23 protein-coding genes are annotated in these 23,311 nt (G+C 63.0%); 14 read left to right on the top strand and 9 right to left on the bottom strand.

Features of this window, described 5'->3' with window-relative positions; all coding sequences use genetic code 11:
- Positions 1-52: 52 nt before the first annotated feature.
- Positions 53-1,378, top strand: coding sequence for an alpha/beta hydrolase (locus JLZ96_RS06295; protein WP_201009667.1), 1,326 nt, complete (start codon positions 53-55; stop codon positions 1,376-1,378).
- A 31-nt stretch (positions 1,379-1,409) separates the two neighbouring features.
- On the opposite strand, the gene JLZ96_RS06290 is transcribed toward JLZ96_RS06295, so the two are convergent.
- A complete protein-coding gene (locus JLZ96_RS06290) occupies positions 1,410-2,285 on the bottom strand; it encodes a helix-turn-helix transcriptional regulator (protein ID WP_057473849.1) in 876 nt (291 codons plus the stop codon).
- A 101-nt stretch (positions 2,286-2,386) separates the two neighbouring features.
- Here JLZ96_RS06290 and JLZ96_RS06285 point away from each other — a divergent pair, with 101 nt between their 5' ends.
- Positions 2,387-3,082 carry an SDR family NAD(P)-dependent oxidoreductase gene (locus tag JLZ96_RS06285; protein ID WP_048319550.1) on the top strand — a complete coding sequence of 232 codons (696 nt, stop codon included), beginning with the start codon at positions 2,387-2,389 and terminating at the stop codon, positions 3,080-3,082.
- A 21-nt stretch (positions 3,083-3,103) separates the two neighbouring features.
- On the opposite strand, the gene JLZ96_RS06280 is transcribed toward JLZ96_RS06285, so the two are convergent.
- From JLZ96_RS06280 to JLZ96_RS06255, 7 genes are all read right to left on the bottom strand, one after another.
- Entirely contained in the window at positions 3,104-4,549 is a 1,446-nt protein-coding gene (locus tag JLZ96_RS06280) for an amidase (protein WP_201009666.1), read from the bottom strand.
- Complete coding sequence (locus JLZ96_RS06275; RefSeq protein WP_201009665.1) at positions 4,546-5,391, bottom strand: ABC transporter ATP-binding protein; 846 nt, start codon at positions 5,389-5,391, stop codon at positions 4,546-4,548. Before JLZ96_RS06275 ends, JLZ96_RS06280 begins: the two co-directional genes overlap by 4 nt.
- Complete coding sequence (locus JLZ96_RS06270; protein ID WP_201009664.1) at positions 5,388-7,082, bottom strand: dipeptide/oligopeptide/nickel ABC transporter permease/ATP-binding protein; 1,695 nt, start codon at positions 7,080-7,082, stop codon at positions 5,388-5,390. Before JLZ96_RS06270 ends, JLZ96_RS06275 begins: the two co-directional genes overlap by 4 nt.
- The gene (locus JLZ96_RS06265; protein ID WP_201009663.1) at positions 7,075-8,094 is read right to left on the bottom strand and encodes an ABC transporter permease; all 1,020 of its coding nucleotides are present in this window, start codon (positions 8,092-8,094) and stop codon (positions 7,075-7,077) included. Before JLZ96_RS06265 ends, JLZ96_RS06270 begins: the two co-directional genes overlap by 8 nt.
- Positions 8,094-8,222: a hypothetical protein gene (locus JLZ96_RS25125; RefSeq protein WP_268963036.1), complete on the bottom strand. Its 129-nt coding sequence runs from the start codon at positions 8,220-8,222 to the stop codon at positions 8,094-8,096. The genes JLZ96_RS06265 and JLZ96_RS25125 overlap by 1 nt, the downstream gene beginning before the upstream one ends.
- A gap of 34 nt (positions 8,223-8,256) precedes the next feature.
- Positions 8,257-9,786, bottom strand: a complete 1,530-nt coding sequence (locus JLZ96_RS06260; RefSeq protein WP_201009662.1) for an ABC transporter substrate-binding protein — start codon at positions 9,784-9,786, stop codon at positions 8,257-8,259.
- Between the two features lie 77 nt (positions 9,787-9,863).
- Positions 9,864-10,304 (bottom strand): DUF3237 family protein, encoded by a 441-nt coding sequence (locus JLZ96_RS06255; RefSeq protein WP_053068792.1) that lies wholly within the window; start codon positions 10,302-10,304, stop codon positions 9,864-9,866.
- Positions 10,305-10,460: 156 nt separating this feature from the next.
- Here JLZ96_RS06255 and JLZ96_RS06250 point away from each other — a divergent pair, with 156 nt between their 5' ends.
- Complete coding sequence (locus tag JLZ96_RS06250; protein ID WP_057473856.1) at positions 10,461-11,135, top strand: TetR/AcrR family transcriptional regulator; 675 nt, start codon at positions 10,461-10,463, stop codon at positions 11,133-11,135.
- 1 nt (position 11,136) lies between these two features.
- On the opposite strand, the gene JLZ96_RS06245 is transcribed toward JLZ96_RS06250, so the two are convergent.
- A complete protein-coding gene (locus tag JLZ96_RS06245) occupies positions 11,137-11,739 on the bottom strand; it encodes a TetR/AcrR family transcriptional regulator (RefSeq protein WP_053068793.1) in 603 nt (200 codons plus the stop codon).
- A 100-nt stretch (positions 11,740-11,839) separates the two neighbouring features.
- Between JLZ96_RS06245 and JLZ96_RS06240 the strand changes: the two genes are divergently transcribed.
- From JLZ96_RS06240 to JLZ96_RS06190, 11 genes are all read left to right on the top strand, one after another.
- Positions 11,840-13,291, top strand: coding sequence for an APC family permease (locus tag JLZ96_RS06240; protein WP_082519265.1), 1,452 nt, complete (start codon positions 11,840-11,842; stop codon positions 13,289-13,291).
- A 103-nt stretch (positions 13,292-13,394) separates the two neighbouring features.
- Positions 13,395-14,072, top strand: coding sequence for a TetR/AcrR family transcriptional regulator (locus JLZ96_RS06235; RefSeq protein WP_057473982.1), 678 nt, complete (start codon positions 13,395-13,397; stop codon positions 14,070-14,072).
- Between the two features lie 170 nt (positions 14,073-14,242).
- Positions 14,243-15,091: an ABC transporter substrate-binding protein gene (locus JLZ96_RS06230; RefSeq protein WP_236253847.1), complete on the top strand. Its 849-nt coding sequence runs from the start codon at positions 14,243-14,245 to the stop codon at positions 15,089-15,091.
- Positions 15,092-15,105: 14 nt separating this feature from the next.
- Entirely contained in the window at positions 15,106-15,891 is a 786-nt protein-coding gene (locus JLZ96_RS06225; protein ID WP_094693289.1) for an amino acid ABC transporter permease, read from the top strand.
- Between the two features lie 23 nt (positions 15,892-15,914).
- A complete protein-coding gene (locus JLZ96_RS06220) occupies positions 15,915-16,694 on the top strand; it encodes an amino acid ABC transporter ATP-binding protein (RefSeq protein ID WP_094693397.1) in 780 nt (259 codons plus the stop codon).
- Between the two features lie 49 nt (positions 16,695-16,743).
- Positions 16,744-18,345: a gamma-glutamyltransferase family protein gene (locus tag JLZ96_RS06215; RefSeq protein ID WP_094693291.1), complete on the top strand. Its 1,602-nt coding sequence runs from the start codon at positions 16,744-16,746 to the stop codon at positions 18,343-18,345.
- Between the two features lie 126 nt (positions 18,346-18,471).
- On the top strand, positions 18,472-19,272 hold the full coding sequence (locus tag JLZ96_RS06210) for an SDR family NAD(P)-dependent oxidoreductase (protein WP_094693293.1): 801 nt from the start codon (positions 18,472-18,474) through the stop codon (positions 19,270-19,272).
- An 87-nt stretch (positions 19,273-19,359) separates the two neighbouring features.
- Complete coding sequence (locus JLZ96_RS06205; protein WP_201009661.1) at positions 19,360-20,766, top strand: cytosine permease; 1,407 nt, start codon at positions 19,360-19,362, stop codon at positions 20,764-20,766.
- A 23-nt stretch (positions 20,767-20,789) separates the two neighbouring features.
- Complete coding sequence (locus JLZ96_RS06200) at positions 20,790-21,878, top strand: histone deacetylase family protein (protein ID WP_179274123.1); 1,089 nt, start codon at positions 20,790-20,792, stop codon at positions 21,876-21,878.
- Entirely contained in the window at positions 21,836-22,522 is a 687-nt protein-coding gene (locus JLZ96_RS06195; protein WP_201009660.1) for a TetR/AcrR family transcriptional regulator, read from the top strand. Before JLZ96_RS06200 ends, JLZ96_RS06195 begins: the two co-directional genes overlap by 43 nt.
- 105 nt (positions 22,523-22,627) lie before the next feature.
- Positions 22,628-23,146 (top strand): hypothetical protein, encoded by a 519-nt coding sequence (locus JLZ96_RS06190; protein WP_143544763.1) that lies wholly within the window; start codon positions 22,628-22,630, stop codon positions 23,144-23,146.
- Positions 23,147-23,311: the final 165 nt, after the last annotated feature.

The raw sequence follows: 23,311 nt of genomic DNA, 5'->3' as shown, positions 1-23,311 counted from the left end.
GAGCAAAATTTTCGAAGGCCGGCGAACGAGAACGTCGACATCGGCACTCGTGATGACCGGTGGTATCGGTGTTGCACTCGCGTGGCTCCAGTGTCTTCTGATCCGTCAGCAGTTCGCGGTGGGATTGTGGGTCATCGTGGTGGCCGTCGTGGCCACCTGTCTCGTCGCGTCCGATGCCAGAAAGCATGTAGCCGTAGGAATTTCGCTCGGTGCAGTGACCGTGGTCGCTCAGGTCGCCTGGTTGGTGACGCCCTTTCACGCGCTGTGGGTCGTGAGCGCAACCGCGGGGACTGCGCTCGGGTTCTTTCTGCTCGGATCGGCGTGGGCGGGCTCCTCGGATGGCACTCGCCGGGTGGTTCTCGCCGTACCGGCCGGCCTCGCTGCCTCGATTGCGTTGGTGGTTTCCGCAGTGACGATCACTACGGCCGCCAGTCCGGCGCCGCTGGTTCGAGCGCTGCACTCGTTGGGGCAGAGTAATTCCTTCGTTTCTGCCGCGCCGACAGCGACGTCGGTAGTGAACGGGGCAGGTCGCACCAGTGACATCGAATACGGCTCGACGCTTCCCAATTCGTTTCTCGACATCTACATCGCCGACAACGATCCGTCGGTCAGCCGTCCCACGTACGTCATGGTGCACGGCGGGGGATGGATAGCGGGGGACAAGGCCGACGGTGATTCCGAACTCGGCGCGGACGACCCGTACTTCGCGTCGGGGGCGGGCCCCGTACTCGACGCCGGTTTCAACCTGGTGTCGGTGAATTATGCCTTCGCACCGGAATACCGTTTTCCCACACAGACGATCCAGCTGGGTGAGGCTCTGCAGTTCTTGGAAACGAACGCCGACCGATACGGCTTGGACATGAGCCGCGTCGTGCTCGCCGGAAGCAGCGCGGGTGGTCAGATCGTGGGTAGCTACGCCAATGTTCGGACCAACCCCGACTACGCACGGGCGCTGGGCATCGAACCCACGATGGATCGAAGCGCTCTCAAGGCCTTGGTGTTCGACAGTGCAGTCCTCGATGTGGGGAGGGCCGGCTCACCGCAATCTCCGAGTCCGTCGAACGGCTTTCTGTACGACATCGGTGCACGCAGCTACCTCGACACCACCGATGCCGATTGGCTGGCGCGCGCAAACGTCACGGAGAACGCCACCTCCGACTTCCCGCCGAGCTTCATCGCCGACGGAAACACCGGCACGTTCCCCGATCAGGCGGCCGAACTGAGCGCGAAGCTGGACAGAATGGGCGTTGCCAATCGCTTGAATCTGTACAGCAAGAACGAGGGGACCCTCGAGCATGCATTCATGACCACGGGCTCGCAGTGGACCAACGAGTACAACCGGCTCAGGATCGAGTTCCTCCGCGGCATCGTCGGATAGCAGAGCAGTCGCTGACGCACTCGACTGGCCGCTACTGCACTGGCAACCGCAGCTGGTCGACGGACCCGGAAACGGCGGCCAACCGGAGTTTCGTGTCGTCCTCCGATCCGGGGGCGGCTGTCATGATGACGATTTTCAGCTCCGCGTCTCCGTCGGTGAGTACGTCGCAGTCGACGGTGATCGGTCCGACGGTCGGATGGTGGACCACTTTGTGATCCTCGCGATGTGAACCGACAGCACCGACCGACCACAGAGACTCGAATTCTGGACTGCCGGTGCGTAATTCTTCGATCAGACCCCTCAGTCTCGAGTCTCGGGGAAACCGCCCGGTGGCCCGCCGAAGGTCCGATACGACTGCTGCGCGGACCGACCCGTCGCCGCCGGACGGCGTCACCGGCCATGCGGACATTCCGGGTGCATCCGTGCCGACAGGGAAACAGTCACGAGCGAAGTTTCGCTTCGAGGGTGAGACGGACGACGGATCACCGACCAGCGCGGCCCAACTCCGGTTCCACCAGAGCAGTTGCCAATCGGCGGCGAAGACGGCAACCGCACCCTCGTCGAGTCGGCCGACAACCCGCCTGACCCCAGGCGGGATGTGGTCGGAAATAGTCCCGTCGGCCGGCGGAATGTGGCCGGCCAAGCGGTAGAGATGGTCTCGCTCGGGAAGAGTCAGCTGGAGAGCCCGCGCCACGGACGACACCACCTGCACCGACGGTGTCGTCGCTCGTCCCTGTTCGAGCCGCACTACGTAGTCCACGGAAATGCCCGCGAGATCGGCGAGGTCCTCGCGTCGGAGCCCCGTGGCCCGTCGAGAGCGTCCGGTCGTCAGTCCGACAGCATCGGGTGAGAGTCGATCACGCCACGATCTGATCGTCGCGCCGAGTCCGTCCGTTGTCGAGGTCACGACTCCATTGTCACTCTTCGAGCGGGTGTGAGGGTGGTACCGATTGTCCTACCGTCCAGGCGTGCCTGGAACACGCGCCGGTCGACCTGAACACTGGGGCCATGACCATCACATTCATCACCGGAGCAAACAAGGGCCTCGGTTACGAAACCGCGCGCCGACTGATAGATCAGGGCCACACCGTGATCCTCGGAGCACGTGACGCCGAGCGGGGTAGGAATGCCGCAGCAGCGTTGGGTGCTCGGTTCGTTCGGATCGACGTCACCGATGCCGAATCCGTCGCATCGGCAGCGGCGGACGTGGAACGGCAGGAGGGGGTTGTCGACGTACTGATCAACAACGCGGGCATTCCCGGACCGCACAGCGCCATCGAAGAACTGACCGCCGAGGATGTGCAGTCGGTACTCGATGTCAACGTCCTCGGAATCGTCCGCACCACAACAGCATTCCTTCCGCTACTGCGCCGCTCCACCGATCCCGTCATCGTCAATGTCAGCAGTGGAATGGGTTCGTTCGCGGCGACACACGATCCGTCTCGCGTCGAATCCAGCGTGATTGCTCCGGCCTACACCGCGTCGAAGTCGGCTGTCACGATGTTGACGACGCAGTATGCCAAGGGCCTGAGCGACATTCGCATCAATGCCGCCGATCCGGGCTACACCGCAACCGAATTCAACGGAAACAGCGGGCCGCAGACCGTCACCGAGGGGACCGACGCCATCGTGCAGCTCGCCACCGAAGGGCCCGGCCACGGATCCGGGCGGTTCATCGACCGCCACGGAACCGTCAGCTGGTGACCTGTTCCGTGGCAGTCGGAGTCAGCCGATCACGTTCTGCAGGTCCATCCCCGCCGGCTTCTTCAGCGGAGTGAACGTTCCGACGGTCTGCTCGACGGCTCGGGCCGCCGCGAGTGCGATGTGGTCGCCGTTGCGCGGAGCGATCAGCTGAACGCCGGACGGGATGCCGTCCGAGTCGAGCCCGGTGGGCACGGCGACCGAGGGCAGGCCGAGGAGGTTGACCGTCACCAGTAACCGGTGATCACGCCACAGTTGCGTGGTCGCTTCGGGACCGGACAAGTCGTAGCCGACGGCAGTCATCCGCCGCGCCGAGACCGGGCCCAACACGATCGGGTACTGGGCGTGGAACCTCTCCCACGCTGCCGAAATCAGCACACGCTGACCCCACGCAGCCTTGTACTCGGCGATCGACTCGTAGACCTCGGTCTCCGAGGAGTTGTCGAGGAAATACTGCGTTGCGCCCGCGCCGAGGGGCTCGGCACCGCTGTCGGGTTGGAAATTGCTGACGAACTCGGTGACCGAGAGTCGACGCCACAGCACTGCAGCTTCCTCGATCATGGGTGCCTCGGCCTCGACGACCTCCCACCCCGCAGCGGTCAGAGCATCGGCAGCTACCGAGATTGCTTCGGCCACTTGCGGATCCACACCCCAGCCGGCGGGATCGCGCGTGACGGCGACGCGTCGTACGCCGTCGTAGGTGGCCGGGTGGGGAATCGAGGACGCCATCGGATCCAGGCCGTCCGACCCGTGCATCAGCGAGAAGGCGGTGTCCAGGTCGTCGACCCGACGAGCGATCGGTCCGTTCACAGCGAAGAACTGTTCCGTCAGGGGCCAGGCCTCGACGGGTGAGGGTGCAGGCACTCGGCCCGCTGACGGTCGCAGTGCGCAGATGCCGGCAGCGTAGGCCGGCAATCGCAGAGATCCGCCGTAGTCGTTGCCGAGTCCGATGACGGACATGCCGGTGGCCACGGCGACGCTGTCTCCGCCGCTGGAGCCGCCGGCGACTCGGTCACGATCCCAGGGGTTATAGGTCCGCCCGAAGAGTTCGTTGTCGGTGTCCCAACGCAATCCGGTGTCGGGCATGTTTCCCCGGCCGATCGGGATCGCGCCTGCGTCCATCAGCCGTCGGACCATTGTCGAATCCGACGTCGGAATCGCATCCGCGAGGAAGGTCCAGCCTTGCGTCGACGCAGACCACGTCAGGTCGATGTTCTCCTTCACGGAGATCGGTACCCCGGCGAGCTCACCGACATCCTCACCCTCGGCGATTCGGCGATCGATGGTGTCCGCGAGTTCGCGTGCGCGGTCGTGGAATACGACGGTGAGAGCGCCGAGGTGACCGTTGACCTCGGCGATGCGGTCCAGGTGCGCGTCGATCACCTCGCGTGCGGCCACTGTGCGAGTTCGAACGAGTCGTGCTATCTCGCGGGCGCCGAGCGTCCAGAGAACGGGGTGTGCCTGAGTCATGCTGTGCCTCCTGTGGAGTGGGACGGGGAGCCGAGTGGTGCAGGTGCCGCGAGGGCGAGGCCGAAGGCCGGGCCGCCGGGGACCGAATCGATCAGTGTGCGTGTGTATTCGGACTGCGGATCGGCGAATACCTGCTGCACCGAGCCGGATTCGACTACGTCACCGCCCAGCAGCACGACGATGTCGTCGCAGATCTGGCTGACGACGGCAAGGTTGTGCGAGATGAAGAGCACGGTCAGCTGCAGTTCCTGACGCAATCGGGCGAGTAGATCGAGAATCTCGGCCTGCGTCGAGACGTCGAGAGCCGACGTGATTTCGTCGGCGATCAACACCTCGGGATCGGTGGCAAGCGCACGGGCGATCGCGATCCGTTGGCGCTGGCCACCCGAGAACTCGTGTGGGTAACGGGTGATGGCCGAGTCGTCGAGGGCCACCATGGCAAGTAGGGAGGAGATGCGCTCGCGATTCGGCCCGACCCGTGCCAGTACCGGATCGATTGCCTCGGCCAGTGTTTGTCCGATGGTTCGGCGTGGATCGAGAGACGAGTACGGGTTCTGCGGAACGAGCTGAATCCGACGCCGCACAGATCGACGGGTTCGGCGACTCGCACCGACCAACTCGGTCCCGGCGAATCGGATCGATCCTCGATCGGCTCGATGAATTCCGATGACGGTCTTGGCAATCGTGGATTTTCCGGATCCCGATTCGCCGACGAGAGCGACCGTCGACCCACGTTGGAGGGTCAGGTCGATCCCGTTCAGGATTTTCGTCGCCTTCGATCGCTGTCCGAGCGTGACATCGAGTCCGCGCACTTCGAGAATGGGGTTGTCGATCGCGGTCATCGCAAGACTTCCTCGGTGGCAAGGGTGGGGGTGGCCGGTGAAATGGTGGGCAGTGAAATTGTCGGCGTTGCCGCGAGAAGTGTTCTGGTGTAGGGATGTCGGACGTCTCGAGCGGCCAGCTGAGCGCCCGTGAGTCGTTCGACGATCTCCCCCTGCTGCATCACCAGAACTCGATCGCAGAAGGCCTCGACCACGCCGATGTCGTGCGAGATGAACAGGATGGCGGTGCCCTCGCTGCTGTTGATCTGCTTGAGTTGGCGTAGAACTTCTGCCTGGACGGTGACGTCGAGTGCCGTCGTGGGTTCATCGGCGATGATGAGCTTGGGGTTGGTGACGAGTGACGAAGCAATGATGGCTCGTTGCAGCATTCCTCCCGACAGTTGATAGGGATGCTGGGTCATTCGTTCCTCGGGCTTCTTGATCCGCATGCCCCGTAGTGCCTCCACCAGGGTCGCGTTCGCCTTCGCGCGAGACATCCCGAGGTGCACTCTCGCGACCTCGGTGAGCTGAACACCCAGCCGGAGAGCAGGATTGAAGGTCGAGCCCGGGTCCTGGTAGACCAGCCCGATCTCCTTGGCCAAGCGGCTCTGCTGCTTGCAGGAGCGGAGATCGAGCTCGCCCAGTCGCATGAGACCGACGTCCACCGCAACACTCTCCGGGTGCAATCGAGCCAGGCTCATCGCCGTCATCGACTTGCCGGAACCCGATTCGCCGACCAAACCGAGAATTTCCCCGGGCGCGATGTCGAAATCGATACCCTTCACGAGCTGTTTGCCGTTCGCGGCCGTGACCTTCAGATCGCGAACTTCGACCAAGGAGTCGGGGGAAAGGGAAAGAGCTTCGGTCGGCCGCGGCTTGCGCACCAACCGGGGCTGACGTCCCCACGGATCGATGCGCGCGGCCAGACCGTCACCGGTCAGCATCGCTGCGACTCCGGCGAAGATCAGCATCGCGGCGGGTGCGGCGACGGCCATGGGCTGTGAATAGATCGCAGGAAGGCCCTCGTTGAGCAATCGGCCCCAGTCGTAGTCGGGGCTCTGCACACCGAGTCCGACGAAAGACAGGCTCGAGATATCGAGCAGCGACAGCGCAAAACTCGACGCGATCAGTACGAGCAGCGGACCGCCGATGTTGGGCAGCAAGTGTCGAACGAACAGCATCCAACCCGGTACGCCCAACAGTCGAGCCGTTCCGACGAAATCTTTCTGCGCAACCGACGCGGTCATGTTCGAAGTGATTCGGGCGAAGCCTGGAATACCGGCAACGCCGATCGCGATGATCGCCGACGACGTGGCAGGCCCGAGGATCGCGGCTATCACCAGCGCCAGGATGATCGACGGGAAGGCGACGGTGGAGTCGATGATCCGGAGGACCGCCTCCCGGAGCCGACGCGGCGCAAGCCAGACCAGTGCTCCGACAAGCACTCCCGCGACTACCGCCATCGCGGTTGCGGCTGCAGCCATGAGCAGTGTCAGACGAGCGGCGACCAAAGAGCGGGCCAGAATGTCGCGGCCGAGGTCGTCGGTGCCGAACCAGTGTTCCGCCGAGGGAGTGGCGCGGGTATCGGTGGTCAGCGTGTTGGCCGCGCTGCTGAGGAAGACCGGCGCAAGGATGGCGGTCAGGACGAGGATTCCCAGCATGACCAAGCCCGCGATCAGCGGTGCCGGCATGCGGCGGTGTGTTTCAGCCATTGGTCGGCCCACCCAGGGTTCGGGGGTCGATGAGACCCAAGAGGACGTCGATTACCAGGTTGATGACGATCGCGATGGTTCCGATGGTCAGGACGATCCCTTGAATCACCGGATAGTCGCGGTAGATGATCGCCTGGACCACCTCCAAACCGAGCCCGGGCAGGCTGAAAACGGTTTCGATGATGACTGCTCCGCCGAGGAGTCCGGCGAGTATCAGGCCCGTGAGCGTCAGCGTCGACGCCATCAGGTTCGGCAACGCATGGCGCAGGTACAGACGGGCCGAGGAGATTCGCCGGCCGCGGGCGGTGCGAACGTAGTCCTGCTGCAGTACCTCGAAAGTTTCCTGTCGGACCACTCGTGCGACCGCGAAAGCGGGACCTGTTGCGAGAGCGGCAATGGGAAGGATGAAGGAGCCGGTGGACGACACCCCACCTGCAGGAAGAACTCGAAGCCAGATGGCGAAGACGATGACCAGGATCGTGCCCGCCACATAGGCCGGGAAGGATGCGAAAAGGCCTGCGACAGATCCGAACCCGGTTGCGAGTGCAGGTCTGCGTCCACCGCGGGTGAGGACGCCGATCGTCATGCCGAGTGGAATCGCGACGAGAATGACCACTGCAATCGAGCCGAACGCCAGAGTCGCTGTGTACGGGAGTTTCGTCGCGATCGTCTCCGTGACAGGCGTCGAATACCGGAAGCTGTCGCCGAGATCGAACGAGAACAGACCTCTGATGTAGAGCTCGAATTGACTCCACAGCGGAAGGTCGAGATGAAGCCGTTCGTGCACGGCCGCGATCGCGTCCGGCCGCGCGTCCGGGCCCAGAATCGCAAGTGCAGGATCACCGGGAATGAGCGGCACGATGAGGAAGGTGAGAACGACCAGCAATGCGAGGGAGAGAACGAGTCCCCCGAATCGGCGGAGCGCGAAGCCACTCCACGAGTTCTGTGCGATTCGACGTCCGAAACCGAGCGCGGGCGCGCCGGTCGGGAGAGTCTGTTCGGCTATGGACATCAGCGGTTCCCTGCTCTGTGGACCAGGGGCACACGCTCGTTCTGCCAGCGGAACGTCGGTGCAAGAGGGTCGACCACGACGTGGTCGCGGGTCGTCCGAGCGGACGCGGAGTGCCATCGGTCGGTCATGTCTGCTCCTGAGGGTTCGGTTCGCGGGAGGGGCTCATCCGGTGATACGAAAGATCGGGTCGTCGAGCGAGCCGCCGCGCATCTGCACGGTGAAGCCGGGGCGCTGGACGTAGATGAAGGCGTCGTTGATCAGTGGGAGTGCATCGACATCGTCGACCAGTGCCGAGACCGCACTGTTGAGGTAGCTGCAGCGTTCCTCCGGCGAGGATGCAGTCAGTGAGGCGGCGAAGGCTTCGTCCGCGGCGTCGTTCGTTACCCCGCCGACGTTTCCACCGCCCTCCTGGATCGTCGGTCCGACGAAGCTGCCCAACGGACTGGTCAGCGAACCGAGGAAGTTGAGGTCCGCGAACAACGTGAGGTCCCACGCGTCCGGCTCACCGAAGACCGTGCCGATCCAGCTTCCGACGTCGGTGTTCTGAATCGTGACCTGAGCGCCCGCAGCCCGCAACGCCTCGGCAATGTACTCGTTGCCGGCACCGGCGGGACCGGCAATGGACGGGCCGATGAAGCGGATGTTCAGACCGTCGAGGGCCTTCGAGGCAGCGTCGGCGTCCTGCTCGGGAAACGTGGTGTCTGCGGTGGGAACGCAGGGGGTCAGGTTCGATGCGAGCGAGGTCGCGATCTCACCCGTTCCTGCGGACGTCACCTTTTCGAGCATGCTGCGATCGATCGCCTGTGCGACGCCCCGTCGGAGGGCGGGGTCGGCGAGAACGCTGCTGGGGCGTTCGTTGAACACGAGGTAGAAGTCCGAAAAGCGATCGACCGATACCCTGTACCCGTCCATGCCGTCGAAGCGTTCCATCGTCGTGGCTTGAATCTTGGCTATGTCGAGCTGTTCGCTCATCACCAGATTCGCTGTCGCGGTGGAGTCCTGAGATACGAAGTACTCCAACGTTTTTGCGGGCGTGCCGTCTACCGGTGTCGCCCACGCAGGCCAGCCGTCGTAGTTCTCACGCAATCGGAAGGTGTACTTCACTCCCGGCTGGAACGAGTCCAGAACGTACGGTCCCGACTCGCTGCCCTTCACGGTGCCGCCACCGAGTCCGTCCGGATCGGCAAGTCCAGCGGGACAGATGATTCCAGTCGAAGAGATGCTCAATCCGATCATCAGGTCGGGCCAGGGCGCGCCGAGGTCGATGACGACCGTCCCGGCGTTGTCGTCCGCGGTGATCGTCGGCGGTGTTCCGCCGAAGACCTGACCGGGGACGGTCGAGCCGGAGTCCGGACGCGCGAAGTAGTCGAGCGAATTCTTGACGACCCCCGGAGTGATTGCGGTTCCGTCGGAACAGGTTGCGCCCTTGCGGATGGTGAGCGCCGCTTGGGTCGGTGTCGCCGTCCAGTCGGTTGCCAGACCGGCAATCAAGCCGCCGTCGTCTCGGCGGACCAGTGTGTCGTAGGACGTGCGTGCGAGCAGATTGTCGGGAAGCGACAGTGTTTTGGTGGGGTCGAACGTCGACGGCGGATCGATCGTCGTCCGAATCGTGTCTGCGGATGCAGGATTGCTCCCGCCGACACAGGCCGTCGTGAAGAGCGCGCATGCGGCGGTGAATGCGATCGCAATCATGCGAGTATGTCGTGTTGACATCTGGGTGCCTCTCGGGCGGATGCGTGCGAACACGCGTGCGGCGGTGAGATGAGTGATCAGGCCAGAACTTCGAAGACGTCGATCGTGGTGCCGGTTGCGTCGGATGTCGCGCGCCCCACGAACACCGAACGCGTGAGCCACTGAAGTCGCGGTGACGTCGTCCGAAATCGGGGGGTGGACTGGAAGTAGCCCATCTCTTCGCCGGACTCACCGGGGAGGTGGCGGACTATCCCGAGGTTGACCACGTCGACGATGTCGTCCTGATCGGTACGAATCAGGTATCGCGCTTCGACCTGGTATGCGTCGTCTGCGCGAGTCAGGCACCAGTCACCACCGCCGGGAATGATCGTTCCCGAAACATCTCCTTCCATGGTTCCGCCGGTGATGGGAATGAACTCGAGCAGCTCGGCGGCTCGTTGTTCGAGAGGTAGATAGGGGCCGGTGTCGGCGACGATGCGGAATGTGAATCGCAGCTCCGGTGCCGTGGGGGCGTCCATGGCTCGTCCAATCTCGGGTCGTATCGTTTGGTGTTGCAGTGACTATGGTCATAGTCAAGGCAATAGTCAATGGCATTCACTAAAAGAAATGTCGTCGGAACAAGACGGAAACACGTCTGGACGCGCTCGACGCGTCGGACGCGAAGGGATGTGCCGATGAGTTCGGACGTGCGCAAGCGCCGCAAGAGGGGATCGCTGTCGCAGGAGGAAATTGTTGCCGCAGCGCTGACGATCCTGGACACAGAGGGCGAGCCGGCGCTGAAGTTCTCGCGCTTGGGTGACGAGCTGAAGTCGTCCCCGACTGCGGTGTACCGACATTTCGCGAGTCGTTACGACCTCCTCATCGCGGTGGCCGATCATCTCGACGAGCTGTCTCTGGACGGCTACGAGCCGACCGACGACTGGCGTGCGGATCTCGAAGATCTTGCCTGGCGCGCGTGGCGAACCACGACTGCGCACCCGGCAGCCGCCGCTGCAACGTTCTCCCTCGTCACCAACGGCCCGAACGAATTACGGGCCGTCGAGTGGGTGTTGCGGGCGATGCACATGGCAGGTCTGCGAGGCCGTGCCGCCGTGATCCAGTATCAGGTCTTCGCGAATCTGGTTCTCGGTTCGGCCAGTGCCGAGGGTGCTCGGCTCAGTGCGTCGGACCCGCGCGAAAAGGAGGACGGGTGGGTGCAGGTGTACGCCCCGAAGCATCCCGAGAAGTTTCCGTATGCAGAGCAAGCCAAAGCCGAACTGGCACTGATGAATTACGAAGAGGTGTTCGCCAAGCAGGTCGAGATGTACCTCGACGCGCTGCAGGCGCTTGCCGCGAAGGGCCGCGAGTAGGTCAGCCCCGGATCGTCGGACATCCCAGTTGCGCTGCAACTGCACGCATTCCGTCGGCCGCTACGTCGTGAGTCGTGATGTGATCGGCCACGATGTGCAGGCCGTATCCGTCCTCGAGGGCGACCATCGTCGTCGCCACGAGGTCGCCGCTCGGGGTCGGAGTGAACACTCCAGCACGCTCGCCCGTAGCGATGATGTTCCGGTACGTCGCGGCCTGACGTCGGTCGAGTTCCTGCACCAGCTTTTCGTGCAGCGCAGAGCTGCCGGCGAGTACGTCGAGCTCGAACAGTAGCCGCATCAGAGCATCGTCGGGCCCTGTCGGTAAGCCGGCGTCGATGGCGATGTCCAGTTGTCGACGCGGGTCCTGTGTCGCCGCCACCAGTTCGTCGCGCTCGTCGCAGAACCGCGAGACACCGGCGGCATGAGCCTCGACCAGCAACGAGTCCAGGTCGTCGTAGTAGTAGAGCACGGCACCACGGGTCAAGCCGGCTTCCTTGGCGACGTCGGTTAACGACAACGCGCGCAGCCCGTGCTCGCGACCCGCTGCATACGTCGCTTCGATCAGCGCATTGCGCCTGGCCATCTGGTTCCGCTGGCGTGCCACCTGTTGACAGTACCGAGCGCGCGTGCCAATCTCCTAAGAATTCTTTGACACTTGAGTCAAAGAATATCTCGGCTTCACACTCCAGGAAGCAGGCCGTGTCATGCCCGAAATCCCCAATTCTCCGGTTGCCGCCGATGCACGCTCCGGTCCGCCGCTCGGCGTTTCTGGCACCTACGACAGGGAACTGGCGCGTTCGCTGGGCGTCAGCGGCAACGTCATGCTCACCCTCTCGTCGATCTCACCTGCAGCGAGCGTGTTCATCCTCGGCGGAGCGGCATTGACGGCCTACGGCACCGGGGTGTTCTGGGGCTTCCTGATCGGCGGCATCATCAGCTTGCTCATAGCGCTGTGTTACGCCGAGCTCGGTTCGCGGCACCCCGTCGCCGGTGGTGACTACGCGATGGTCAGTCGAACGCTCGGACCCGCATCCGGGGTTGCAGTCTTCTTCCTGGGGCTCGTCGGTCTTCCTCTGGCGCAGGCGATCTTCGCCCTCGGTGTTGCCGACTACCTCGGAGTCGCGATCTCCGGCGTCGACCCACTCGTCACAGCCCTGGTCGTCACCCTCATCGCAACAGTGGTGGCCTGCTTGAACATTCGTACCAACGCGTGGGTGACCGGGTCGTTTCTGTTCGTCGAGATGGCATCGTTGGTATTGCTCACCGCACTGGGATTGGTACACATCGAACGCCCGATCACCGATCTGCTGAACCCGCAGGCGCTGGACTCGAGCGGGGCTCTTGCCCCCATCGGGATCGCCGGGCTTGTACTCGTCGTCACTCAGGGAGTGCTGTCGCAGTTCGGATACGGCGGCGCGGTGTATTTCGCTGAGGAGACCAAGAACCCGCGTCGAAACGTGGCACGGGCGGTGTTGTATTCCGCCTTGATCACCGTGGTGGTCGAGCTGGTCCCTCTCGTGTCGGTGATGCTGGGAGCGGACTCGATCGAGGGCCTCGTCGGTTCCGATCTGCCGGTCCAGGAGTTCCTCGAGCAACGTGCAGGTCATGCGGTAGCCGTATTCGTATTGCTGACAATGGCTTTGGCCATCCTCAACGCCAATATTGCTCTCGGGCTGCAGGCCGGTCGGTTGTTGTTCGCCGCTGCCCGTGATCAGGCACTGCCTGCTGTGTTGGCCACGCCCCTCTCGCGTGTCTCCGGCTCCGTCAGCATGCCGCGGGTGGCAACGATCGTGATGGGTGTGATCTCGGGTGCCTGCTGCCTCATGCCGATGACCCTGCTGGTCAACGCGACGGGATCCACAGTTGTCGTCGGCTTCGCCTTCATCGCACTGTCGGCTCTCGTCGTTCGTCGACAGCGTGGCGTGGAGCATCCGGAGTTGTTCCGAATGCCGTTGTGGCCGTTGCCTGCACTGGTCGCGCTGATTGTGATCGTCGGCATCGTGGTCATCGGTGTGATGGATCCGGAGCAGTGGTTGAGTCTGGGTATCGCACTCGGCATCGTCGCAGCCGGCTACGCCTACTACTTCGGGTATCTCCGCTCGCGCGGTGCTACCCACCTGTTGTTGCTCGACGCGCAGGACGACGATCGGGTGTGAGTCCCGCGCCCAGCGCTCGTCTCCGCTGAGGCTCGGCTGCTCCGAAGTCGCAATCGAACGCGCGGGTTTGACGTGCGCGGTGTTCGAGGCAAAGGTGAACCGCGTGACGTACGGAGGCGACTGGCAGCCCAGCTCGGTGGATTGGTCGTCCACGCGTGGAAAAATCCTGTTGGCGGCGGCTTCGTTGTTCGCGCAGCGCGGTTACTTCGGTACTTCCACGCGTGACATCGCCGAGGCGGTGCACATTCGCCAGCCGTCGCTCTTTCATCATTTCGAGGCCAAGCACGCAGTCTTTCGGGCACTGGTGGAGATGGACCTCGGGGCTGCGATCCACCGCTTGCAGTGCCGGTTGGCAGAGGACAGCTCGTGGGCGGAGAAGCTGCACCTGACAGTAGCCGGGGACGTGCGGGTGTCGCTGTTGCAAACTTTCGACTCGCGCGGCCTGTATCAAGATGCTGTTCTGACGCAACCGGAGTTCGAAGCCGAGCGCCAGGGCATAGCTCTGTTCCACGAGTTGATGGAGCAGCTGATCATCGGCGGACAGAAAACTGGTGAATTCGTCGATGTGGAGCCGAGTTTCGTGCAGCGAGCGGTGAACGGAGTGCTGTTCGAGACGGTGCGCGAGCAAGGGGGGCCCAATGGGCCCGTCCGCCACGCGCGTCCGCTGCAGGCGGGCGATTTCGTGTTGCGCGCAGTACTGGTGGACCCGGCCGCGCTGTCCGCGGTACGTGAAACGACGCGTCGTCGGCTGGATGACCTCGAGGGCGCAACGGTCGGCTGACCGCACCAGCCCGCCGTTTCTGCATCGTTAGCCGACCGATTTCGCGCAATCGACACAATTCGTAACCCGGTTGACACAGAGTCGGCCTATCGTTTGATAGTCACCACCTATCGAGTGATAGACGACAGGTGGCAAGAGTTCTCGTTCCCGCCCGATCTGGAGGAAGAACCGTGTTCAAGACCGCATTTTTCGTCGGCGCCGGTGTCGTTGCCCTGCTGGCCACAGGCTGTTCGTCGTCGGATTCGGCAGAGGCGAATGCCCCCTCGGGCCCACCGAAGGTGGCTCCGCCCGCCCTGCAGGAAGCCGGCACCTTGAAGGTGTGCGCCGCAAACGACGGCGCCCCGCCCAGCGTCTACTTCGACGAGGGCGGCGAGTTGGTCGGCAGCGAAGTCGATCTGGCCAAAGCCCTTGCGGCGCAGATGGGATTGAAGACCCAGTTCGTGCAGGCCGGATTCCCCGCCCTGATTCCGACACTGCAGGCAAAACAGTGTGACGTGATCATGGCCGCGCTCTACATCAAACCCGAGCGCGAAGCGATCGTCGATTTCGTGCCGTATCTGTACTCCGGTACCGGAATTGCGGTCAGCGAGAAGGACCCCGCCGACGTGACAGGTCTGGACGACAGTCTGTGCGGCAAGAAAGTCATGGTTGCCGTCGGAACCACCGCCGAGGCACTGGCGCAGGAGCAGTCCGACACGTGCGTGACCGAAGGCAAGCCCTCGGTGGACATCAACCGCAACAACAAGCCGGACGTATCGATTCAGCAGGTGCTGAACGGGCAGATGGACGCCTACATGGACGCCGCCGAGACACTCGGCTACTACGAGACCAAGACCGGGGCACAGATACAGACCGCAGGAAAACCGTTCGGCACCATCAAGATCGGTGCTGCAACGCTGAAAGGGAATGACGAACTGCACGATGCCATCGCAGAGTCGTTGAGTGCGCTCGAGGCCGACGGTACATACAAGAGCATCATCGACCAATGGGGCCAGGGCGACCTGAGCATCCAGGAATAGCGGCGGTCGACGACATGCAGTTCGATTGGCAATTCTTTTGGCAGAGCTTGTTCACTCCGACCGATCGCTTCCTCGACGGACTCGTATTGACCATCGCGATCTCCGTGGTGGCAATGATATTGGCCATCATCACCGGGCTGGCGATTGCCCTCATGCGACGATCTCGTATCGCTGCGGTGCGCTGGGTTGCAGGCGTCTACATCTGGGCCATCCGTGGAACTCCGTTGCTGGTTCAGCTGGTGCTGATCTACACAGGCTTCGCGGCCGTCGGTCTCTATCAGTTCGATGATGTGTCGCTACTGGGGCTTTCGGTGAAGGCGGCCGTGCAAGCTGCGATCCTCGGATTGATGATCAACGAGAGCGCCTACATCGCGGAGATCGTTCGCGCCGGACTCGATGCTGTTCCCAAGGGGCAGTTCGAGGCTGCCGCTTCCCTCGGAATGCGACCGGGCAAGCTCATGCGGTGGATCATTGTGCCGCAATCGCTGCGGGTCATGGTTCCGCCCTTGGGCAATTCCTTCAACGGAATGATGAAAACCACGTCGATACTGAGCGTCATCGGGGTGAGCGAGATGTTTCAGGTCACCCAATCCATAAGCTCTGCAACGTTTCACACGTTCGAGATCTTCATCGTGGTTGCTATCTACTATCTGGCACTTACCACGGTCTGGACGGTCATTCAGTCGGCCATCGAGAACCGGCTGGCCCGTCAGGTGGGCATCGAACAGCCGGTACGAATCACCCAACGCCTGTTGGGGGCGCGGCGCTCGGTAGCCGCCTCTCAACCTGCCCACGAATGACGACAGCAGTCGAGGAGAGCGACATGACAGTCAAGACCGAGGATGCCGAGCCCATCGTTCGGGTCCGCAACGCATGCTGCACGCTCGGTGGCCGCCGAGTGCTCGATGAGGTTTCGCTCGATGTTCTGCGTGGTCAGGTCGTGGTGTTGATCGGGCCGTCCGGCGCAGGAAAGACGACGCTGCTGAGGTCGTTGAATCACCTCGAGCAGATCGACGAAGGCGAAATACTCATCGACGGCGCGTCCATCGGCCACCGGGACCTGACCTCCAGGAAGAAGGTCGGGACCACCGAGCTCGCTCGTCGACGCCGCGAAATCGGTTTCGTCTTTCAGCATTTCAATTTGTTTCCGCACATGACCGCCGCCGAGAACATCTGGAACGCCCCGGTGCGTGTTCTCGGAACTCCCAAGCAGACGGCGGTTCGTGAGGCGGCTGCGCTCCTGGAACGGGTGGGGCTGGCAGACAAGGCCGAATCGCGTCCCAGCCAGCTGTCCGGCGGCCAGCAGCAACGCGTGGCCATTGCGCGTGCACTCGCCATGCGGCCCAAGGTGATGCTGTTCGACGAACCCACGAGTGCACTCGACGTCGAGATGGTCGGGGAAGTGCTGGCGGTGATGCGCGAACTCGCGCAAGAGAACATGACCATGGTCATCGTCACGCACGAAATGCGCTTTGCCCGTGATGTCGCCGACCGCATCGTCGTCATGGACGCCGGTCGGATCATCGAGGACGCACCGCCCGAGAAGCTCTTCTCCGATCCGGTTCACGAGCGCACGAGGTCGTTTCTGTCGACCATCGACTGAACGGGCCTCGTCGTCACCAATCAACTCGAGACCAAGGAGTATCAAGGCCGTGTCGGAATCGACTGCCACCAGACGTTTCACCGGAGCAGTAGCCACACCTCACACATCGGCGACCGATGCTGCTCAGCGGGTCTACCGCGATGGCGGCAGCGCCGTCGACGCGGCCATCGCCGCTGCCGCGACCCTGACGGTCGTGTACCCGCAGAACGTAGCGCTGGGAGGCGATCTCATCGCCTTGGTGCGTAGTCCGGACGGTGTCATCCGGTGTGTCAATGCGTCCGGGTGGGCACCGTCGACGACCGACGCACACGCGCTGCGATCTCGGCACAGCAGCGGGCACCTACCGTTCCGCGGTGTCGAGACGATAACCGTGCCCGGGGGAGTGGGCGGCTGGGAGCGCATGCGCAGGCTGGGCGGTCGCCTACCGTGGGAACGGTTGCTGCACGATGCGGAGGAAGCCGCCGAACGCGGTGTCCCGGTGTCGGCCTCGCTGGCAGACCACATCGTCGACCCCGAACATGCAGACCTGTTCGGTATGCCGGATTTCGATCGGGTCTTCCGACCGGGTGGACAGCCCCTTCACGCCGGAGAGTCGTTCGCGCAACCCGCACTCGCAGAAACGTTCCGCATCTTGAGAAGCGAGGGACCGGAGAGTTTCTACGAGGGCACTCTCGCCCGCCGCACCGTTGCATTCCTACGCAGTCGGGGTTCCAGCCTCGACGAGGACGATTTCGTCGAATTCGCCCCGGAGGTGACCGAACCGGTCTCGGTGACATTTCGTGGATTGACCGTGTCGACGAGTCCGCCGAACACCCACGGTTTCGTTCTTCTCCGCGCGTTGCGCGCACTCGACGAACTCGGTTCGAACGACCCTTTGGGCGACGATCTCGGTGCCGTGATGCGAATCTTCCATCACGCCAACGGCCTACGGTCGAAGTACCTCGCCGATCCACGCCGGAGCATCGTGGACGTGGGTGAGCTGGTGCACGCGGACCTGTTGGCAACCTCCGCACTGGGAGCGGTGTCCGAGCGCACGGCACCGGTGCCGCACGGTGACACGGTCGGCATATCCACCGCCGACAGCGACGGATACGCGGTGTCCCTCATTCAGAGCGTCTACGGCGGTTTCGGGTCGGGAATCATCGATCCGGAAACCGGTGTCCTGTTCCAGAACCGAGGCACCAGCTTTTCCCTCGACGAATCTTCTCCCAATGTCATCGGACCTCGAAAACGCCCGGCCCACACGCTGATGCCGACAATGACCACACAGGGTAGTTCTGTCCGTCACATCCTTTCGACGATGGGTGGTCAGGGTCAGCCGCAGATCATCGCTCAGTTGCTGCTTCGAATACTGAGCGGCGTCGGCCCCGACATCGCCGTGGCTGCACCGCGGGCAATCGTCGGAGTCCAATTCGACGGCAACACAGACGAATCCGTTTCGGTCGAACCAGGATTGTCCGCGCCGGCATGCGCATCACTCGAACGAAGCGGCCTGAACGTTCGACATGTTCCGGCCTTTACCGAAGCTATGGGTCAGTCGAACGTCGTAGTCGTGGGCGATGACGGGTCGATGACCGCGACCTCGGATCCTCGGTCGGACGGATCCGGGTCCGTCGTCCACTACTCGCGCCACGCGAGTCCCGCAATGTGAAACGGTCGACCAAGAACGCAAACATCAGAGAACTTCAATGGACAGCAATTTTATTGCCGAAAAGCACATTCGGCTGTTCTTCTGGGCTAATCTTGGTCGATCGTTCAACTTTGGAGGTAGTAGCTGATGGTGTTCACTCCGGTCGATGTTGCAAGGCCCGTTGCCGTGGTGACGGGTGCAGGTGGCCCCGACGGCATCGGCTTCGCCTGCGCCCGAGCGTTGGCGTCGACGCATTCGCTCGTGATCGCGGCGACGTCGTCGCGAATCGACACCCGCGTCGCAGAGTTGACCGCTACCGGTGCGCAGGCGATCGGTTTCATCGGCGATCTCACCGACTCATCCACGGCGAAACGCCTGGTGGACGAGGCAATCGAACACTTCGGTCGAGTCGACGTGCTGGTGAACAACGCGGGCATGACCGCGACCACGGGTAGCGAAGAGCAGACTCCGGCCGAACTCACCTCGGACGACCAATGGCACGCCGCAATCTCACGCAACCTCGACACGAACTTCTTCGTCACCCGCGCTGCGCTCGCACCCATGGTGGAACAGCAGTTCGGTCGAATCGTGAACGTCGGTTCGGTCTCGGGTTCGGTGATGGCCTACGGGGGAGACGCCTCGTATCATGCTGCCAAGGCGGCATTGGTGGGCTTGACGCGGTCGATCGCGATCGACAACGCTCACCGCGGCATCACCGCCAATATCGTTGCCCCGGGCTGGATTGCGACGGGATCGGCAACCGAGCACGAGAACACGATGGGTGCTGCCAGCCCCCTCGGACGTTCCGGTCGACCGGACGAGGTGGCAGCGCTCGTATCATTCCTCGCCTCGGCATCGGCGTCGTACATCACCGGCCAGGTTCTCGTCGTCGACGGCGGAAACTCCATTGCCGAAGAGCGAGGCGTCACCACACCTGCAGTGAACTGATACAGCCGTCGAAAGATACCCCGACACAGTGCATCCGAGGTCCCCTTCACTGGGCAACTTCGCCTCAACCAAGGATCGGAACAACGAATGACGCAGTCGGCCGACATAGCTTCAGCACTCGAAACGCATCACATCGACCCGGTGCCCACCACCGAACGCATAGGAACTGCGCGAGACCTGTTCGCAGTGTGGTTCTCGGCTAACCTCAATGTGGGCAATGCCGTATTCGGCCTGGTCATCTTGACGATCGTTCCCAACTTCTGGGTGGCGCTGGTTGCGACTCTGGTCGGCAACGTGATCGGGACGGCGCTGATGGCCCTGCACTCCGTGCAAGGGGCGAGACTCGGTATCCCACAATTGATTCAGAGTCGCGGACAGTTCGGTTACAACGGTGCTCTCATACCGGTGATCGCGGCCTTCTTGATGTACGCGGGATTGACTGCATCGGTCACCATAATCGGCGGGCAAGCATTGACGGCCGCAACCGGCATAGCTCTGCCGGTTGCCATGACGATCGTGGCAGTGGCAAGTCTGCTGATCGCGGTCGTCGGCTATCACGCCATCCATGCGGTGTGCCGATGGGCGCAGATTCCCCTGACCGCGATACTTCTGACGGTGATCGTGGCTGCCTTCCTCCGCGATGGGGCTCCGGTGACCACGTCACAGGACGTGTCGTGGGGTGCCTTCCTCACCGGCACCGGTGTCGCGGTCACATTCGCTCTGACATACGCACCCTTCGTGTCGGACTACTCCCGTTATCTGCCGGAAGACACCTCGGGACCGGCCATCTTCGGGTGGACCGCCGCGGGTGTGTTCCTTTCCGCGACGGGGGTGTGCGCCCTCGGCTTGCTGCTGACCGCGAAGTTCGGGTTCGGAGACATCTTCCAGAGTGCCGACGCGGCGCTCGGAGGCGGCCTACTCGGTTCGGTCGTTCTCGCGGCAACTGCTGCGGGCCTTGCCGTCACCAATGTCCTCAACATCTACGGCGGGATGCTCAACCTCGTCACCGGTCTGTCCACCTTCGTTCGCGTACCTGCTTCGCTCCGCACACGGGTTCTGATGATGATGCCAACTTTCGTCCTCGGGACGGCCGCCGCCACCATCGCGTATCAGAGTTACGCGCAGAACCTCCAGGCGTTCCTGTCCGTTCTGTTGCTGCTGCTCACTCCGTGGGGTGCGGTCAACCTGGTCGACTACTACGTGGTCCAGCACGGCGCGTACAACGTGTCCGCCATGTATGCGAAGGCAGGTCCGTATTGGCACGACCCCGTCAATTGGACCTACTACGGGCTGAACCTCAAGGTCCTGATCGCATACTTCGCCGGCGTTGCCACCGGGATCCCGTTCATGACCAGTGCATGGTTCACCGGGGCGTTCAGCACGGCGCTCGGGGGTGCCGACGTGTCCTGGATACCCGGGCTGGCCGTCACCGCAGGCGTCTACCTCGTGCTCGCGCGCAAGCGATCTGTCCAGCCGACCACCGTAAGCCGCTGAATCCCTACATCTTCGGAGACTCGATGACGTCAACTTCCGCCCGTCCGATCCCCGTCGTGACCAGTCCGGAACACCGGGGCCATGCCCCGCCCGTCGAGGTGCAGTGCGGGCGACCGATTCCGGCGTTCGACACCGTCGCACGAATGGACGCGATCCACCATGCTCTCGCAGGTGAACCGAATGTCGAGTTGATCGGACCGGACGTCGATAGTGCTGTCCTTGAGAGCATTCGAGGCGTACACGACACGGCACTCGTCGACTTTCTCGGGCAAGCATGGTCGGCGGCCGATGTGCCGGACGACGGCGTCGAGCTGGTGTTCGCAGACACGTTCATCCACCCAGGTCTGCATGCTCCGACCGTTGCCGCGAAGAAGCCCCAGGACGCAGGTGCTTTCGGACAGTACTGCTTCGACACCATCACCGGTATCGGGCCGGGTACCTACGACGCTGCGATCGGGTCGGTGAGTACTGCACTAACCGCCATGAGACGAGTCGCCGACGGCGCTCCTCTGGCCTTGGCATTGTGCCGGCCTCCGGGCCATCACGTGTCGGCGGATGCGTTCGGAGGTGGGAGCTACCTCAACAATGCCGCGATCTCCGCGCAGTCGTTGCGAGACAGCGGTGCCGACAGGGTCGCCATCCTCGATGTCGATTTTCATCACGGCAACGGGACACAATCGATTTTCTACGATCGGGCAGACGTGCTGTACGCCTCGCTGCACGGTCACCCGGACCGTAGCTATCCGTACTTCACCGGATATGCGGGAGAAGCGGGATCCGGTCACGGACGCGGAAGCACGCTCAATCTTCCCTTCGCGGAAGCGATCGAGGGTCCCGCGTACCTCGCCCTCTTGGACGGCGCGCTGTCGGCGATCTCGAAGTTTACTCCCGACCTCATCGTCGTGTCCCTCGGCTTCGACACCTTTCGCGGGGATCCGGGTGGGGATGCCGCGCTCGATCGTGCCGATTATCGCGAGATGGGTCGTGCGATCGCTGATGTCGGCGTACCAGTGCTCGCGATTCTCGAGGGCGGCTATTCTGTGTCCGAGCTCGGCGACAACGTCGGTGCGTGGTTGTCCGGCGCGACGAACGCGTCCACAGTGGGAGGGTAGCGATCACCGAACACGGCGGGAACGGTTCTGCGGATCTGCCCGATGCCCTGAGCAAGATGCCGCCGAGTCGCCGCGGCGTCGCCAAGAAGAACGCGATCGTGGACGCAGCTCTCGAGGTGGTCAGTGAGATGGGGATCGCAGGCCTGTCGATGCGAGTGGTTGCTGCTCGAGCGGGGATACCGCTCGGCGCCGTGGGCTACTACTTCGCGGGAAAAGACGACCTGATTCAGGCAGCGTTCGACCGTCACATTCAGCGCGAAACGGCGCGGGTCACCTCGGCGATCGCTCGCATCGGCGAGCACCCATCCACAGACGATCTGGCCGATCGGTTGGCCGATCTCGTTATCGATGGTCTGACGCACAAGCGTTTTCGGCTTCTGGCCGAATACGAATTCACCGTCGAGGGTGTGCGGCGTCCCGCGTTGGCGCGTGCATCCGCAGCCTGGCAGGCAACGCTGAACATCCAGTTGCAGACCGTTCTGAAGAACATGGATTTCACGAGCCCGAGGACGGATGCTCGTCTGATCCTGGCGGTGCTCGCCGGTCTCGAGGTCGATCACCTGCCGAACGAGCTCCGGCCCGCGGATGCTCGAACTATCAGAGAAGTGCTGAGGCGACTGGTGCAGTCGCTCGACAAAGGTTGAGGCACAGCAGAACCTGAGAGTTCGAGCGAATACCGCGCTCGAAGTCATCCTCTACATCTGTCGCCGGCACCTCGGCCGGTGACCCCGACATGAAAGGTGCCGACTGTGGCACGTGTTGAGATCACTCGAATGACGAAGGCCCTCTCGGACGCGGCATTCATCGCGATCGCCGAGGCCACCAAGTACTCGATCGGAAGGCGGGTGTGCGGCAAAGAGCCCAGCGAGCTCGAACCGGTAGACGTCACCGTATTCACGCAGGTGCCGTGGATCGGTACCGAGTCCGGCTACGCCGTCGAAATCATGCCCCAGCTTGCGACCGAGGATCAACCGGCGACGGTCGAAGCCTGCGATCGACTGGCAGCAGACATACTGAGCGACGTCGTCGCGGTCGTTCCCCGCGGCGCTCCGTTCCATGTGTGGGTCAACAACGGTGGATTGACTGGATTCGCCGAGGGTTTCGGAACCTCGACGTCTCCGATTCTGACCCGGGACAGCTATGTCGCAGTTCTCGGTCACACCGTCACGGACCAGGTATGGGAGTCCGCGAGCGCGCTCGCCGAGGAGGAGGGGCAGTGGGCGTTGCTTCAACACCCCGAGTCCGTCTATCGAGCGCTTTCCATGTGACGGCTCCGCAAGTTGGACGTTCGTCTCACAAACGCATAGCGTGATGCTCACGTGAAGCCCTCTACTACGTGTAGGGTCGGACAAAACTTGGTCGAACGTTCCACTTAGCAGGTAGGAATTCAATGGATGCCATGAGGCTGGACCCAACAATGGCCCTGCGAAGAT

Origin of the sequence: Rhodococcus sp. NKCM2511 (assembly GCF_014905595.1) — a bacterium.
Classification (GTDB): domain Bacteria; phylum Actinomycetota; class Actinomycetes; order Mycobacteriales; family Mycobacteriaceae; genus Rhodococcoides; species Rhodococcoides fascians.
The sequence above is the reverse complement of the archived record's forward strand: the minus strand, read 5'-3'. Positions and strand labels throughout refer to the sequence as shown.